Below are 15221 nucleotides of genomic sequence, written 5' to 3'. Positions count from 1 at the left end.
TAACGGGCCACTCATGTGGGCACCTGCAGCAGGCGCATCACCTCGGCCAACGCCTTGGCCAGGTGCTTTTGCACCGAGCTTTCGGAAATCCCCAAGCGCGCCGCCACTTCGGCGTAGGTCAGCCCTTCCAGGCGGTTGAGGCGGAAAATCTCGCCCGTACGCTCGGGCAACCGCGCCACCGCCTGCTGCAGCCGCTGGCGGTGCTGCGCCTCGATGCTGCGCTCGTCGAGGGTGGGCACATCTTCGAGAATGCCAGCCAGCTCATCGTGCCCCACGCTGTCGGTTTTGCGCCGCTGCTGCTGGCGCAGGTGGTCGATGAACAGGTTCTGCGCGGTGCGGTACAACCAGGCCTGCACATTGCCGATCGCCCCAAGGTCGCGCTGCTCGGCCAGGCGTACGAAGCTCTCCTGGGTGAGGTCTGCGGCCAGGTGCAGGTCACTGCCCTTGCGCCGCAGGTAGAGCTGCAGGGGCTGGGCGTGCAGCTGGAACAAACGCTTGAGGTCGGTTTCGGACAAGGTTGCATCCTGGCAAGGCTCGCGTGGGGGGGCTATGGTAGCGGATTTTGTTGAGAATTTGTCGCATTTGAGGGTGAGAGGGCTGCTTCTTTAGGAAAGTGCACTAAAAATAGGTTGGTTTTGTAGCCGGTAATCACAACAAGGCTGATGGGGCTTTAGTGATTGTTGAAATAAAACAGCATGAAATCTAACGGTTTTTCATAGGGATAAGCACACTTTACCCTCAACAACTACTTCGAGGAATCCGTCCCAAAGGCTCTCTGGCGGGGCATACTCACCCTATCTATTCGCAGGCTCTCAGATCGCCCCATCAGCATCATATCCAAAAATTAGCAATACATTGGATAATTGACATTCTGGATATACCCAAAAATCCCAGTTCTTAACTAACCAAGCCTTGCTCAGCGCACCGGGAAAGGGTGCTGCTTCTTTAGGTAGGAGCACTAAAGTCAGCCCGGCCTTGTAGCCAGTAGTAACCATAAGGCCGGTAGGGCTTTCTTGATCATTGGAATCAAACAACATGAAATCCACTGATTTTTCATAAGGATAAGCACCCTGCACTCTTAACAGACTACCTCGAGGAATTACATCTTCGGGAAACTCTTGAAGCCTGATACGTTTCATAATTACCTTACCCTAAGGTCATGCACACCGGCTTTTCCGCAAGCGAATTAGCCAATAACCCCTGAAATCACACACAACGCAGTGATGATTTGATCTGGATGATCTTCCAGCGGGACTCCCCAACCGGTAACCTCCAGCCCTCCATAATTCTGATCGGTACAAAACCACTCTTCAGCACTATCAAAATTCAAAATTGCAAACGGCAATAAATCTGAAACCAGATTACCTAAACCAACACCTCCTGGCGAAGTGCCTTTGTAGACAAGATTTTGCGAACGGTCCCCAGGAAAACTAAAATCATACACCTTAACGGCATAAACCCTCCCCCCTCTGATCATCACTGATAGAGCAGGTGTTCCTTTTAACATCTCATTGACAACGGAGTCGTCAAACAGGAAAAAAGAGTAGCCGCCGTTTCCAAACTCGTCCAAGCCACGAGTTCTCAATCGGAGAATTGGCGAACCCTCAAATTTATAAAGTTGGCCACTTGCATCAACCAAATACTCGAGAAATACACGAGACAGCACTTCGTCGCTCGCACCAAGCGGTATACCTGCGAGAGATATGGATGGCACAACTGGAGCAAACCACGATATTGAAAAGCATTTAGATAGTGTCATTCCGGAACCCACTTGTTAGAGTGTCGAGTTGAATATCACACTTTGCCCCTAAGGATTAAAACACACGCCCCGAATAAAACCTTGATCTACTTACTACATGCAAATTCAATCCCAAACTTCACCCCTCCAACACTTAAATTAGTCTCACAACCAGTCCAGGCATCTGCTCCGGCAGTCAATTTATTAGCGGAATAAGTATTCACGCAACTAATCAACAACTCTGAGCCCGCATCAACTAGGACCTGCCCGACTTTATGACATATCTCCTAATCACTCACTAGATACCACCTGGGGAATTTTTGAAATCAACAATCACTGGACGTCAACCATCAATAGAGCACCCCCTTGAAATTGATAATGAAACTCACCTACCTGTTCATCTATCAGCTTTTGTTAAATTAGAGTAACAACCAAATATGGGGATTTTTTCATAATTCCGAGACGGCTCGAAACTGGATCTGGCCTCTTCAATCTCATGAGAATTGAATTTTTCTCGCCTGATAACAAGGCTGCCTTCCTCATTGAAAATATAGGACTCCCCACCTATGACCTCGTCTCCATCCGCTTCAAATTTACGATGAGTCGCCATAGTCAAAAATAAATTATCCGCATCTGTTACTTTAAATTGGTAGGTCAGATACTCACGACACTTTCTATCTAAAAAACCGACACCAACCATTCCTTTGTCTATGGAGAACTCAACAAAGCAAGATGGCGCAGAGTCCGACCCAATGAGAGCCGTATATGACTCGCCCGAGAGATGCCTAGAATGTGCCAGAGATTCATCCATAGGCTCTATCGCAAACTTTTTCATCCGAAACCAAGACTTACAATAATAAATAGGCAGACCCATCAACACACCTTCCCATTAGTATCTCTAACTAAAAACCCTGCCTTATTGCCAGAATCCAAGATGGCTTTTTAAATTACTCCATTCTGTGGAGGAACCTCCAGAATAATGGTCTCTTGCAATTTTTGGCCATCCAAAACCCTCTAGATGTAACTTTCGCAATGGTCGCGCCAGAAGGGTACTTCGTAATAGCCTCACCATTTAGCTCTTTGCTGTCGCCTCTGAGCCTCAGAAAACTGTGTCAATTTACGAGAGACGATTTCGCCATTTATGGGGTTATACGAATCAACACGACAATAGCCATTCCCCTTGTGGTCGCTGAATATAAACTTCTTTATTCGGGTAGTTCTTAGACTGGGCTCATCACTCAAGAGCAAAATCAAACCCCTCGGAGAATCTTAAGAAGTTCGAGTGCACAGATTCTAGCACCGCCAATATCTTATAATAATCATCACCCATATTACCTTTGGAGTTTTTATGGCCCTTCCAAATCAGTAGGCATGGGCACTCCACCCCTCCAAAAAGAGTATCTCGCAAAGCACTTAAATTTGCACCGTAGTACTTAGAAATACCCAACTGCCTAGCAAACTGCCGGTGAAAATCCTCACTTGGCCTCAACAAATCCCCATCGATAAATATCTTTGTCTTAATCATTTCCAAGCCCCTATATCTTTGAACCTAGATCGCAGCTTGAAATTGGATTCAAAGAAAAACAGATAGATGCACCATCAGGTCCGCCATAAATTTTCCCGACTTCAGAGTTTTCGAATAGAAGAGTAATCTAATGCCTTTTGCACCCTTAAATCAATCCAAACTCTCGCAACCTTACCTCACTCACAAACTCCAATCCCCCAATCTCGACCTTAGATCCATCTGAGTAATGGGAGTGGCCACAGACATTACACTGAAAAGCCAACAATCCGTTCTGGTTTCCTATAAAAATGCGCATAGCAGGAGATTCACACCTAGGGCATTGTTCATCAATCTCGATAGTAACCAACTCCTCTATCGTATCGCGTAAAAACCGCGCAATTGCCTCTACGTCGCTGGCCTTATAGCGTAAAATAATTCCTCTAAAATGAGCTATGTCGTCAAGTCTAAAAGTCGAAAACTCAACGGGCATCAATTTCTCATTCACGTTCGAAAGCTGATCGAAACTATAGGCCGAGAACGGATCGACAGCGAAATATTTGTAATTGCGCCTTATCCACATAAGAATCATCTCGAGCACATCCCTCGGCGATGACTTATCACCCAAGAGCGTCACAGTCGATTGCAACTCATGCCAGACTTTTGTAGAGAGAGATCGCATCAATTACCCGCCTTAACTGGAAAGGTTGTGATCAGGTTGCCGGCTTTGTCGGTGAATACTTTTATCACAGAGGTGGGGATGACTACAGAACGGGTACAACTTGAGTGCGGAAAGGGTGCTGCCAGAGGGCAAACAGGGTGCAAAAACACCGGTGCAAGGCCGGTGCTGGGAATATCAATTTAGTGCAGCTAACTTAACTCAATTGATTTTAACTGCCCTTCCTCATCACACAAAATAACTACTGTGCCGTAATGACAATCCAGAGTTATTACTTTATCCTTATACTCCTCATCAACAATCCGAGATGCCTTGCGAGTAGAGCTGTCAAATTTAATCTCTAGAAAGTAGCCCTCCCCATTATCTTGATTTGGCAAGGAATCTTTATTGCCTTGCGCAAATAGGATTTTTTGAATTTCCTCAATATGAATTGAAGCCACAAGCCCTCCGAAAATTCAAGGTAACGGGACAGAATCGCCCTTGCCTAACATTTGGGGCTTCTACTGATGAGCAACTACTCCTCGATCAACCCCAGCGTTTCTCCCAAGCTTTCCACAAACGCTGCCTGCTCATCTGAGTACTCTATTGCAATGCTTTTAAACTGCAAGCACAAAGATGATTTAGATTCAAAGTCCATCATTTGCAATGTCGAAGCTAATTGTTCAAGCCCCTGCATTGCAGCATCTGGATTCAAGGCATCTCCCCCCGAAAACTCAAGGAGCATAGCAAACTCAACAATGGCTTGCGCAACGTGCTTATTAATTTCCTGGCTCACGAATCACCTTCACTGAAATATTTTTAATGCCTACCCAAGAGCCAGCAGAAATTTGTTACGCAGATGCTCGATGCTCTGATCGCTCAAGCCACGACTAAAGCGAACAGCGAAGGAAGGGAGGTTTTGCAGTAAGCAGATAAAACACCACCGGCACGAGGTCGGTGCAGGATGAGAACATCTATCAAATATGAGCAGAAATTCGTTTATAGAAAAACTCATAAAAACCTGAAGCGCAATTAACAATCTCACCAGACGGAAGCCGAAGACTCAGATTAAGTCTGAGACTTTTACACCTCAGCCTCTACATCTAAACCTACTGCTTAATTTTCAAGAATAAATAAAGTCTATACTTATCTTAACTTTAACCAAGTCCAAGATCACCTCACAGCCACTCCACGCTGGCAGCCCACCTGTAAGTTTATTCTCAACATACCAACTGCACAGCTCTGTTAAAAGTTTTAAAATATCTGTATTGGCTCGCCCGCCTGCCGTGAACCAGGCAACGACACCTTGTTCATCAATGTAGTCATACTCATACTCACAGCTATCTAGCTCTTGAGATAGCTGTACACGCATTATAATTTTACAGGCTCCGGCGGGAGCAACTTCAATTAAAACTCCCCCAATGTCATTGTAGATATCATCATCACTACGCATCAATCCCCCCCGGTGAGCTTTTAAATACAATCTCTTTTGGACGAGCACCGCCTATTGGATACTCCACATTAAAGCTATCTGGCCGAACACTGTTGCCAGAATACACAGGCTCAATCTTCACGCTAACCTGCTTGCCCTCCTTAAGTGCAGATGCGCATGTATTCTCCATAGATTTCCAAGTACCTTTATTCAAGTTCCCATTCATGGGAAGGAGGTTCAAGCCCTCCCCAGGCCCGTTGAATATACTAGCAATCAAGTGCCCACCTTCGTCCCCACTGATGCCGCACTTGCCTGCCACACATTAGCAGGGCTTCAAGTTCTTTCAGGCGGAGAATGGAGTCTGGTTAACAAGCCATGCACCAGCCGTTTTGATTAAAAAAGATTAAGAAACTAGCTGCTCCCCCGATAAAATCACGTCTTCGGCCAAGACATGGAACGCAACATTTTCAGATAAAAACTGAATGCTAAAATGCCTTATCCCTGATAACTCACCACTCGACACCGAATGCGCGGACTCCAGGCTAACCCGAACAAACTCTGAATCTACAAACTCGGTCAACTCACCCAGCCTAAATTTACTTGAGTCACCCTCAAATTCAAAAAAGGCGCTACCTGGGAAACTAACTCGCACAAAATCACGCACAAATTTGAAAACAATTTCCCTTCTTAAGCTAAGTACAACGTCAACTCCATCAGTATCTGAGTCATCTCTCTCGTATTCGACATCAAGTACTACGTCAGCCCCTACTGAGCGGAATGACACTTTTGACTCGCCATACCCTGGTAACCACTCATACGGATTCAAGATTAATTTTGGCTGACCAATCTTCATGGACGCACCGACTTAAGTTGCTCCGCCCCTGTAGGTGGGATCTTATTATTTAGCTGATCAGCCGCTAATTCATTGAAAGTCTTGCCCGGATAAGCCTCAACACCCGACGCGAATTTCGTTGTCCGAGCGCCTAGGCCCAGGCGCGGCGCGACTTCCCAGCGCGTTACGCCCAGGTGATGCTCCGGCGCCGCGTAAAACGGCCCCGACGCGACTTTCGGCGTTGCAAGCTGCACGCCCAGAACCGCCCCGGCCAGCAACAGCAGGCATAACCAGAGCAGCGGATTTCCAGAGTGGATTCTGTTCATGGGCACCAGCTTAGCGGCGTGGCCAGCGTTGCGCAGCTAAAAACTCAAGCCCCTGTCCGGCGCAGCCGCCGGGCAGGGCGGGTGCCAACAAGCGCAGCGCGTTAGCCTTGGCGCAGGTTGGTGAAGGGGCGGTGGCCCGCACCTCGCCCTCAGCGCGGCGCGTAGCCCGTCTCGGCCGGCGCCTTTTGCAACTGTTTATCATCATTCGGAATCAGCGGAGCGCTAGGTCCTACAGTTTCCCCGCGAAGCAATGCCTGGTTGCTCGCTAGGCTCTGTACGAAACTAATTTTCGCAAACACCGAAGCGAGCAGGCGAGCGTGACCATGGCTGAAAAGCTTCTGGCCAGCTTGTCGTAACGGCTTCCGATGCGGCGATTTTCCTTAAGCCAGCCGAACATCCTTTCGATGATGTTGCGCTGCACATATTTGGGCTTGTCGAACAGTCGAGGCAGCCCTGGCCGGGGCTTCCGCTTCATTGATCTAAGCGGGATCACAGGCTGCATGGGGTACCGGTTGCAGTATTGACGCAGGGCCTCTGCGTCGTAGCCTTTATCGGCCAGCAACCATTTGCAGCGCTCAGGACTCGTCTGCAATTTCATAGCGCTTGGCCACCAAAAAATCTCCACCTTCGAGGGGTGAATACTTTACTGAATTCAGCGGCTTGCGCTCGTCTGAATGGTTTCATCCAATTTCGTACAGAGCCTAGAAGGCAGAAGTCGGATAACCAATTGATACATAGAAAAAATACTCACCTCGCAAGAGGTGCGTGATGTGTATTGAAATTTTGCTCCTGTTAAGGAGCGAAAAATCGTGCTGAAAAAAGGGCGTATTGAGCAGGTAGACCGTAGGTCGTAAGGATGGGTGCGGAAGGTGTGCAACCTGAGTGCAGAAAGGATGCAACGTGGGAGCAAAAGGTAAGCAAATAGATAGCAAAAGAGCTGCAAATCGGATGAAAAAACACCGGCGTTAAGCCGGTGCTAAAAAAATAGAATTTCTACAGATCAGCGACGCCAGAAAGGTAACTCGTCAGAAGCAAGAGAGTTATACAAATCTTCGGAACGATTCACATCAAAAACATAATCAGGCGCGTCGGTAAAGCCGATTCTTAAAGGGACGTAATCATTAAATTCTTTATAAAAAACATCTGAACATTCGACAGCATCAAAAATAATTTTGAAGAAACGAGCAAAGATGTCAGCCAGAGTATTACCACTCAAAATCAAACGAGTATTTTTCTCGTCCACCCCGAAAGCACTTATATCAAAGCTATCCGCAGGAATGCTATTAAACTCAGCCCTTACACTCTCTAAATCCATCTTTAAATCAGCCAGTTCGTTTTTGCTTAAAGAGCGACAATAAAGCTTCTCTGTAACCAAGGGATACTTGCTTCCTCTTTTGCCGCCCTCTAGAAAAAACACAACTGACTTAAAAAAACAGTCAACATCAGAGGCTGGACCTAAGACAGATATTGTCATTGCGGCAAGAACACCTACATTTTTCATTCTGCTTTAAACCTGATGGATGAGGAAGATATTGCCCCATTTGACCTATCAACTATTCCACGAACTATTTGCGCGCGCTGCACAGGCGTAACAGCTTGCCCTCGAATATCAATAACCACTTGCTGCTGCATTCCCTGAGGCAAGTTTTCAGCTCGCTGAAGGACTTGCTTGGAAACATTACTAATCAATCCGCTTTGATTATTTGCGATGTTGTAGTTTTTCACTTCAACACTGCATACGTTACCTATACACCAGTCTGGACGAACACTACCCGAAGTACCGTAAGGAACTTCTTGTCCATTTTTATAACTGACTTGTGGGCGAGCTCCAGTACCAAGATCAGCGCCGACATCAATTTCAGACTTTTGGGGTGTGGGACGAACAGGTGTCCCAGTAGAGGCAAGATCATCTACCTTTCCAGCAGCGCCACCAGTTGCTTTTGCACCACCCCCAACAGCAACAACCCGCCCCGCCGCCTTACCCGCAACTCCCGTCGCAACCTGGGTGATACTATCAATCAAATACCGCGCCCCGACAACATCAATGCTGCCGTTGATCACCTCCGCCGTCGGATCGTCAGCATAAGCCTTGCGACCTTCACTGTCGCTGGTCCGGACATCGTCAACCGGCACCCCAGTCAACTTGCTCGCCAGCAGGATTGAAAGCTCGTGCTTTACGTCATCGATTTTCTCGCCCACTGTCTGGGCAATCGCTTGCTGCACCAACGTATTAACGAGGAATTTCGCTGGCCCCATCGCCGCCTGTGCAAGCAGGAGGGCTTTGGCAACGTCCTCACCCGGTAGGCTGTCCGCCAGCGTAACCACAGCTCCTAGAAACGCCTGGCCCTGCCCCAAGGTGATACTGGTGGCTGGCAGCTCTAGCCCATCAGCAGTTGAAATGGGCATAACCCCAATCGTCGCTTTGCTCGGGCAGGTGCCCTGGCAACTCGCAAGCTGTTGGCCCAGGGTGGCCAGATCTACCAGAGCGTCGAGCCCTCGCTGAGGGAGGCCGTTCATAACCTCGGTGGCTGCACCCGCGGCGACCAGCCCTTTAGCCACGCTCAACGCTTGGTCATCGCCCAGCTTTGCCCGCAATCCCGGCGGCAGCTGATCCACCGTCAACGCCATCGACCTGTACTGGTTGACGATGGTCGTTACGCCATCGGATATCTGCTTCTGCTGTGCATCTCCATAGTTCGTTAGGCCATCGCGCCACCGGCGGCCCGTCTCTTCGTAGTGAGTAATCGCATCGATGGCTGAACTGGTGACATACACATCCGTCCGATGCACCTCATCCCGCGTCACCTCATAAGCCTTGCTCGGGTCACGGTTCAGCCCGGCGGTAGAATCCTCACCCGGCGCATCCCCCCGCACCACAATCTCACCCGCACCCACCGTGGCACGCACCGCTTGTTGCCGGTCGGTGGTGGCGTTGTAGCCTTGCACGCTCCAGTTGTTCTGCCCTGGCTCGCCCTTGCCGGTCTGGCTGTTGTCCTGGGTGCCGCCGGTGCCATAGCTGCCGCCTACGTTCAGGTAGTAGCTGTGCTCTTTGTCCAGCCCGGCGATGTCGGCGTAGCCCAGGGTTTGGGTATCGAGCTTGAGCTTGCCGGTGTCTGAATTGAGCAGTGCGCCGTTGAGCTGGGTGTGCTCACCCGTGACGATCGCCAGCTGCCCAGCGGCGGTGATCGCGGTCTGCTCGGTGACCCAATGGGTTTCGCCGGTGGTACGCCCATAGCCCAGCGAGCCGCTGGCACTCGCCCAGCCCAGCCCGACCGTGACGGTGGCACTCACATCCTGCTGCTTGCCGCTGGCCTTGCAAGCAACGACCAAAGCGAGCAGCGAAGGAAAGGAAATTTTACAGTAAGCAGATAAAACAACACCGGCACGAGGCCGGTGTAGGATGAGGACATCTATCAAATATGGGCAGAAATTCGTTTATATAAAAACTCATAAAAATCTGAAGCGTAATAAACACTCTTGCCAGACGGAAGCCGAAGACTCACTGGGGGCATTCACCATCTTTAAACTTTGAATAGTCAAAGAAAAAGACTCCCCCTATATCAGTTTCGCTAATCACAAGCTTTTTGCCATCTACCAGATTATTTTTCATACCCACAATATGTTGACAGACAATATCCCCCCATTGACACCCTCAAAGTCCACACCATAGATACTGTAATTTTCTTCAGTACCAATCTCTCCACCCACATACGTCTTTAAAAACCACTTGTACGACCTTAGCAGTTTAAGCTCTAGCCTCTGCTCCGCCTTCTGAATCCAGTCGTCACCCACACGATCGGCCTCACTACCAAAGCACACGATATCAGGGTGCAGTGATACTAAATCCTCAATTTGATGCGTCGTAACTTGGCTCATTCTCAATTCCTAAAATCTGCAGATCGTTGCTGCCAGTATTGTACCTTCCACTTATCAAAAGCAGCCCTCTCAATTCCAGAAGGAATTGTATTAGGGTTAATGTTAATAGTTGCGCTATTGGTTTAGTGAAAGCTCTGCGTCATTTCTGCAATAGGTCCAGACTGTGTTTGCGTCATATGGTGAAGGTTCACTGATTTTCCATCTACACCAATGGGCGCTCGGCCAGAGGCCATACACTCAGCCTTAGCACCCGTTATGACCTTGCCACCTTCACGCCAACTAGCCTGCAAGTTAGTATCAAATAAAGCATTCCGCTGAAAAACCTTATTCCTATCAAACTGAATAGGATCTTTTGACCAGAAATTACGCTGTTGGGTGAAAACAGAACCCGCCTATGTAGCATTCCCTATTCCTTATGCACCTTTATCTCACAGAGGTAAGGCTCACTCCCTCACTGATCACGATTTCCTCTGGGATCTCATCATAGATAAAAAGCTCATCACCTAAGTTCAAAATGAACAGGCAAAAATCGTTATCAAACGAGAGAGCAACGCCTATCACTAGGTTTTCTGTTAAGGACTGCACAAGTGATGCTGACACCAAATACTTTCCCACAACATCGGAGAAATAAAGTTCATCAGAAATACAAAAAATTTCTTGCCTGCCGTACTCACCTAGATCGCAGCTTGAAATTGGATTCAAAGAAAAAAAGATGGATGAACCATCAGGTCCGCCATAAACCTTCCCAGCTTCAGAGTTTTCGAATAGAAGAGCAATCTCTTGAAAAGCAGAATCCCTCTCGAAAGAGAAAACATGAGACAGAGCATTTACTGATAGCAACTTCTTACCGAGCACTGCTAACAGCCAATCAACCATAAGTCTAGTGGAGCTCATTACCTGACACCTCCCTTTAATGCGCTCTGTACAGATGGATTCTGAATTGCCCCATCTTTCAAGATGGTAACGAACGTTCCATCAGGCTTAGTGACGACCACATCATTACCCTTAATCCTGAAAAACACATCACCCCGTGCGCCATTTTCCCCTTGCCCAGCAAAAGTCCCAGGAACTACCTTTTCAGGGTTACTCGCAACGTCATGAATTTTGTCGAGTACCATTTTACGATCTGCTGGACTAGCCGCATTGCCGCCGAAATCTTCAACGTGCTTACCGAGCTTTTTACCTAGCTGCTTCGAATCTACCTTAAATGCTGCACCAGCCCCTACGCCACTTGCTGGAATGGACGTAGCGCCAGGTTTTGGAAGAAGACCGGAAACTTCCCCTTTTGCACCACTCCCAACGGTAACAGTCCGCGCGACTACCTTACCACCTACCGGTACGCCCACACCAAGCGCAATATCAAGGAGCGTAGACGCCCCCTTCAGATAGGTATCGCCTTCCTGATCAAGCATGCCCGCATCATGCAAACGCTTGAGATACGCATCACTGGCCGCAATGTCGCTGCTCGAATTACCGCTAAGCGCCGCAGCCGTTGTCAGCGCAACCTGGTCCTTCACCGCCTGGATCTGATCCCCTAGCAAGGCGCCCACCAGCGCATTCCCCGCTAGCCCAACCGCAGCCTTGGCTGGCCCCATCGTCGCTTGAATGCTCAACGCAACCAATTGCGCCTTCTCAGGGTCCAGCGCGCTGAGGTAACTACCCACTACCTCCATTTTCGCCAGCAGTAATTGACCAGGGGTCTTCACCACGAGACCGCTAGTCTCCGCAACCTGCCTATTACCTTGCTCGTCAGCCCAGGCGTACCCATCCTTGTAAGGAACTTGACCGCCTTGCGAGCAACCTGTCTGGCCAACACAGGTGCCGGTGCCACTGTCGTACTGCGACAAAATCTGGGCCGCCGCTTTTACAAACTCGAGGTCGCCAGGGGTCAGCTGTGCCAGCTCCGCAGGCGACTTGCCATTGCGGACCAGATTCTTGGCAATCAGCAGGGCAGTTTCATCACTCCCTAATGCCGACTTTGCGGAAGCAGGTACTTCGTCGATCGATAACTGCTGCGCTTGTATTTCATGCCAAGCCCTCTCAGCCGCCTTGCCTGCTCCACGTACCAAGGCAGCGCCCTGATCCAACGCAGCCTGGGTGTTGTCACCATACTGGGCTAGTTGGTTTTTCCAATTATCGACGGTGGCAAACGGGTGCAGCGCGGCATTTATCGAGTTCGACGAGGCATACACATCCGTCCGATGCACCTCATCCCGCGTCACCTCATAAGCCTTGCTCGGGTCACGGTTCAGCCCGGCGGTAGAATCCTCACCCGGCGCATCCCCCCGCACCACAATCTCACCCGCACCCACCGTGGCACGCACCGCTTGTTGCCGGTCGGTGGTGGCGTTGTAGCCTTGCACGCTCCAGTTGTTCTGCCCTGGCTCACCCTTGCCAGTCTGGCTGTTGTCCTGGGTGCCGCCTGTGCCATAGCTGCCGCCTACGTTCAGGTAGTAGCTGTGTTCTTTGTCCAGCCCGGCGATGTCGGCGTAGCCCAGGGTTTGGGTATCGAGCTTGAGCTTGCCGGTGTCTGAATTGAGCAGCGCGCCGTTGAGCTGGGTGTGCTCACCCGTGACGATCGCCAGCTGCTCAGCGGCGGTGATCGCGGTCTGCTCGGTGACCCAATGGGTTTCGCCGGTGGTACGCCCATAGCCCAGCGAGCCGCTGGCACTCGCCCAGCCCAGCCCGACCGTGACGGTGGCACTCACATCCTGCTGCTTGCCGCTGGCCTTGCCGGTATCGGGTACCGAGCTCACGGTGAGGTCGCGGCCTACCTCGGCGCTCACGCTGTCAGCCCGCAGCTGCGCGCCAGCTACCGTGGTGTCGCGGCCGCTGGCCAGGTGCATGGCATTGCCCGCTTGCACCTGGGCCATCTGCGCCTGGTTGGCTTCGCGGTCGAGGGTGCCCTTGCCCATGCTTACGCTGGCGTACACGCCAACGCCTTGTTGCCCGACTGTCAGCCCTACTTCGCCGCTGCCACTGTGGCGGGCGTCCTGGCTGGCGGTAGCGTTCTGCGCAGCGAGGATATTCAGGTCGTTGCCCGCTTTGAGCTGAACATCGCGCCCGGCACTGGCCTGGGTGCCGATCAGGGTCAAGTCGTTTTGCGCGGTGGCGTTGAGGTCGCGGCCAGCGCTCAGGCTGCTGGCCAGAGAGGTTTGCTGGCTGCTGTTCTGGTCAGCTACGCCGCTGCCCGCGCCGATGCCCACCTTGAAGCCGTTGGTGGTGCCGCCCTTGATGCCACCGTTGCTTTGTTGCTGTTCGCTGTGTTGGCTTACTTGGCCGTTGGCCACACCCAGGGTTATATCTCGGGCGCCAAGATTGATGTCGCGGCCGCTACTGAGCTGGCTGCCATTGATGGCCAGGGTGTCTCCAGCCACCAGGGTGGTGTCGCCGCCGGCGTTGATCGTCGAGCCACGGGCGCCGACGGTAGTGCCAGCACTGCTCTCCCGGGTTTTGCTATTGCCCAGCGTGCCGTCGAGGGTAGGGCCACGGGCAAACTGATCAAATGCATCCACCGCCGCGAGGGTGCTCGAAGCTTTGCTGACGCTGTCTTCGCCTTTGCCCGCGCCTTTGAGGGCATCGGCGGTATTGCCCAGGTTGTGATTGACCGTCACGCTGGCGCCTGAGCGTGACAGGCTCGCCTCGCTACTAGCGGTGTCACGCTCGCGAGCGGCTTCCAGGGTGATGTTGCGCCCGGCGGAATACGCCACATCGCGCACCGCGCTGACATCCGAACCGCTTTGAACAATATCGCGCCCGGCCGCCAGGGTCACATCCCAGCCGTCCAGCGTGGAAGGGCTAGCGCCGTCGTGGCCTTGGGTGGTTTTGCCTTTGGCAGCCTCCTGCCCGGCAAATGCGCTGAACCCATTGCGGTCAGCGCTCAGGCTCAGCCCGGCGGCCGTTTTGCTGCTCCAGCTCGCTTGTTGGGCGGCTTCGCTACCAGCGGCCAGGGTTATGTCGCGGCCGGCATTCAGGGCCAGGGTGCCGTCAGCGCTCACGGCGCTGCCGGTCAGGCTGATGTCGCGCGCCGCGTTGAGCGAAGCGTCGTTACCCGCGCTAACCGAACTGCCAATGTTGGTCGCCTGGCTGCTCTCATGCCCGCTTTTCCGGCCCTGGGCGAGGCTAATACCAAAGCCGGTACCGCCTCCGCTGCCTGTTAGGCTCGAGCCGCCGACGAGCGACAGGCCCACTTTCTTCTTCCAGGACTCTGCGTACACATACGCTTCATTGCTGCCAGCGTTAAGCCGCACGTCACCGCTGGTATCCAGTACCCCCGCCTGCAGTTGCGCATCGTGCCCAGCCTCCACGGCACTGGCGCTCAACTGCACATCCCGGCCGGCAACCAATACTGCATCGTTGCCGGCGGCCAATACGCTACCCGCTTGAGTGGTCTGGGTCTGTAGCTCGGTGCGGCCGCTTTTTGAAAGGCCGAACATCCCCGATTTGGTTTTCTTGCTCGAGGCGCCGCTTTCGTTCTCCCCGGCCGCCACGGTTACGTCGCCCGTGCCGCCCAGCAGCAGGTCATTGCCGGCCGCCAGCCGGCTGCCGATCACGGTCACATCACGGCCACCATTGAGGCTTACGCCGCCATCGCTGCCCTGTTGGCTGTTGATGGTCAGGTCGTGCCCGGCGTTGATCACCGAGGCCACATTGGTGCTGTCGTAGCTTTGGGTTTCACGGGTACTGGCCAGCGCGACCGGGCCCACAGCGGTGTTCTCGGCGGGGTTGCCGGTGCCTTGGCCGCTGAGGCGGAACAAGCCGTTTTGCCCACTGGGCAGGCTGAAGCCCGGCAGCGTGGTAGGGCTGACTTGCTGTTGCGCCAGCGCCGGCGGCAGTTGTGGGTTCAGCGCCACCACGG

The 15221-nt window shown here is 51.8% G+C and carries 17 protein-coding genes and 1 pseudogene; all 18 read right to left on the bottom strand.

What is annotated here, in order from left to right; translation table 11 throughout:
* Positions 1 to 11 precede the first annotated feature (11 nt).
* A complete protein-coding gene (locus ACFZCE_RS09520; RefSeq protein WP_390938304.1) occupies positions 12 to 515 on the bottom strand; it encodes a sigma-70 family RNA polymerase sigma factor in 504 nt (167 codons plus the stop codon).
* Positions 516 to 812: 297 nt separating this feature from the next.
* Complete coding sequence (gene imm45, locus ACFZCE_RS09515; RefSeq protein ID WP_390938302.1) at positions 813 to 1139, bottom strand: Imm45 family immunity protein; 327 nt, start codon at positions 1137 to 1139, stop codon at positions 813 to 815.
* A 47-nt stretch (positions 1140 to 1186) separates the two neighbouring features.
* On the bottom strand, positions 1187 to 1759 hold the full coding sequence (locus ACFZCE_RS09510; RefSeq protein ID WP_390938300.1) for a hypothetical protein: 573 nt from the start codon (positions 1757 to 1759) through the stop codon (positions 1187 to 1189).
* A gap of 376 nt (positions 1760 to 2135) precedes the next feature.
* Positions 2136 to 2612: a lytic transglycosylase gene (locus ACFZCE_RS09505; protein ID WP_390938298.1), complete on the bottom strand. Its 477-nt coding sequence runs from the start codon at positions 2610 to 2612 to the stop codon at positions 2136 to 2138.
* A 360-nt stretch (positions 2613 to 2972) separates the two neighbouring features.
* The gene (locus tag ACFZCE_RS09500) at positions 2973 to 3263 is read right to left on the bottom strand and encodes a barstar family protein (RefSeq protein WP_390938297.1); all 291 of its coding nucleotides are present in this window, start codon (positions 3261 to 3263) and stop codon (positions 2973 to 2975) included.
* A gap of 846 nt (positions 3264 to 4109) precedes the next feature.
* On the bottom strand, positions 4110 to 4358 hold the full coding sequence (locus ACFZCE_RS09495; protein ID WP_390938295.1) for a hypothetical protein: 249 nt from the start codon (positions 4356 to 4358) through the stop codon (positions 4110 to 4112).
* 74 nt (positions 4359 to 4432) lie between these two features.
* Positions 4433 to 4693, bottom strand: coding sequence for a hypothetical protein (locus ACFZCE_RS09490; RefSeq protein ID WP_390938293.1), 261 nt, complete (start codon positions 4691 to 4693; stop codon positions 4433 to 4435).
* A 327-nt stretch (positions 4694 to 5020) separates the two neighbouring features.
* A complete protein-coding gene (locus ACFZCE_RS09485) occupies positions 5021 to 5350 on the bottom strand; it encodes a hypothetical protein (RefSeq protein WP_390938291.1) in 330 nt (109 codons plus the stop codon).
* Positions 5343 to 5648 carry a DNA/RNA non-specific endonuclease gene (locus tag ACFZCE_RS09480; protein WP_390938290.1) on the bottom strand — a complete coding sequence of 102 codons (306 nt, stop codon included), beginning with the start codon at positions 5646 to 5648 and terminating at the stop codon, positions 5343 to 5345. Before ACFZCE_RS09480 ends, ACFZCE_RS09485 begins: the two co-directional genes overlap by 8 nt.
* 84 nt (positions 5649 to 5732) lie before the next feature.
* Positions 5733 to 6182, bottom strand: a complete 450-nt coding sequence (locus ACFZCE_RS09475) for a hypothetical protein (protein ID WP_390938288.1) — start codon at positions 6180 to 6182, stop codon at positions 5733 to 5735.
* Positions 6179 to 6487, bottom strand: coding sequence for a hypothetical protein (locus ACFZCE_RS09470; RefSeq protein WP_390938286.1), 309 nt, complete (start codon positions 6485 to 6487; stop codon positions 6179 to 6181). The genes ACFZCE_RS09475 and ACFZCE_RS09470 overlap by 4 nt, the downstream gene beginning before the upstream one ends.
* A gap of 265 nt (positions 6488 to 6752) precedes the next feature.
* Positions 6753 to 7064 (bottom strand): annotated as a pseudogene (locus tag ACFZCE_RS09465) (transposase); the annotation flags it as partial.
* Positions 7065 to 7487: 423 nt separating this feature from the next.
* A complete protein-coding gene (locus tag ACFZCE_RS09460) occupies positions 7488 to 7988 on the bottom strand; it encodes an Imm70 family immunity protein (RefSeq protein WP_390938284.1) in 501 nt (166 codons plus the stop codon).
* On the bottom strand, positions 7985 to 9778 hold the full coding sequence (locus ACFZCE_RS09455) for a hypothetical protein (protein ID WP_390938283.1): 1794 nt from the start codon (positions 9776 to 9778) through the stop codon (positions 7985 to 7987). Before ACFZCE_RS09455 ends, ACFZCE_RS09460 begins: the two co-directional genes overlap by 4 nt.
* Before the next feature lie 315 nt (positions 9779 to 10093).
* Positions 10094 to 10363 carry an SMI1/KNR4 family protein gene (locus ACFZCE_RS09450; protein WP_390938281.1) on the bottom strand — a complete coding sequence of 90 codons (270 nt, stop codon included), beginning with the start codon at positions 10361 to 10363 and terminating at the stop codon, positions 10094 to 10096.
* 122 nt (positions 10364 to 10485) lie between these two features.
* Complete coding sequence (locus ACFZCE_RS09445) at positions 10486 to 10596, bottom strand: HNH/ENDO VII family nuclease (protein WP_390938279.1); 111 nt, start codon at positions 10594 to 10596, stop codon at positions 10486 to 10488.
* Positions 10597 to 10786: 190 nt separating this feature from the next.
* Positions 10787 to 11257, bottom strand: coding sequence for a hypothetical protein (locus tag ACFZCE_RS09440; RefSeq protein WP_390938278.1), 471 nt, complete (start codon positions 11255 to 11257; stop codon positions 10787 to 10789).
* The gene (locus ACFZCE_RS09435; protein ID WP_390938276.1) at positions 11257 to 15216 is read right to left on the bottom strand and encodes a hemagglutinin repeat-containing protein; all 3960 of its coding nucleotides are present in this window, start codon (positions 15214 to 15216) and stop codon (positions 11257 to 11259) included. The genes ACFZCE_RS09440 and ACFZCE_RS09435 overlap by 1 nt, the downstream gene beginning before the upstream one ends.
* Positions 15217 to 15221 lie beyond the last annotated feature (5 nt).

Origin of the sequence: Pseudomonas sp. NPDC007930 (genome assembly GCF_042958985.1) — a bacterium.
Lineage (GTDB): Bacteria > Pseudomonadota > Gammaproteobacteria > Pseudomonadales > Pseudomonadaceae > Aquipseudomonas.
The sequence above is the reverse complement of the archived record's forward strand: the minus strand, read 5'-3'. Positions and strand labels throughout refer to the sequence as shown.

What these genes read in the sequence shown, in the direction of transcription:
- imm45 (WP_390938302.1), bottom strand. Translation starts at nt 1,139, where the DNA reads ATGAAACGTATCAGGCTTCAAGAGTTTCCCGAAGATGTAATTCCTCGA.
- ACFZCE_RS09510 (WP_390938300.1), bottom strand. Translation starts at nt 1,759, where the DNA reads ATGACACTATCTAAATGCTTTTCAATATCGTGGTTTGCTCCAGTTGTG.
- ACFZCE_RS09505 (WP_390938298.1), bottom strand. Translation starts at nt 2,612, where the DNA reads ATGGGTCTGCCTATTTATTATTGTAAGTCTTGGTTTCGGATGAAAAAG.
- ACFZCE_RS09500 (WP_390938297.1), bottom strand. Translation starts at nt 3,263, where the DNA reads ATGATTAAGACAAAGATATTTATCGATGGGGATTTGTTGAGGCCAAGT.
- ACFZCE_RS09485 (WP_390938291.1), bottom strand. Translation starts at nt 5,350, where the DNA reads ATGCGTAGTGATGATGATATCTACAATGACATTGGGGGAGTTTTAATT.
- ACFZCE_RS09475 (WP_390938288.1), bottom strand. Translation starts at nt 6,182, where the DNA reads ATGAAGATTGGTCAGCCAAAATTAATCTTGAATCCGTATGAGTGGTTA.
- ACFZCE_RS09470 (WP_390938286.1), bottom strand. Translation starts at nt 6,487, where the DNA reads ATGAACAGAATCCACTCTGGAAATCCGCTGCTCTGGTTATGCCTGCTG.
- ACFZCE_RS09460 (WP_390938284.1), bottom strand. Translation starts at nt 7,988, where the DNA reads ATGAAAAATGTAGGTGTTCTTGCCGCAATGACAATATCTGTCTTAGGT.
- ACFZCE_RS09450 (WP_390938281.1), bottom strand. Translation starts at nt 10,363, where the DNA reads ATGAGCCAAGTTACGACGCATCAAATTGAGGATTTAGTATCACTGCAC.
- ACFZCE_RS09445 (WP_390938279.1), bottom strand. Translation starts at nt 10,596, where the DNA reads ATGGCCTCTGGCCGAGCGCCCATTGGTGTAGATGGAAAATCAGTGAAC.
- ACFZCE_RS09440 (WP_390938278.1), bottom strand. Translation starts at nt 11,257, where the DNA reads ATGAGCTCCACTAGACTTATGGTTGATTGGCTGTTAGCAGTGCTCGGT.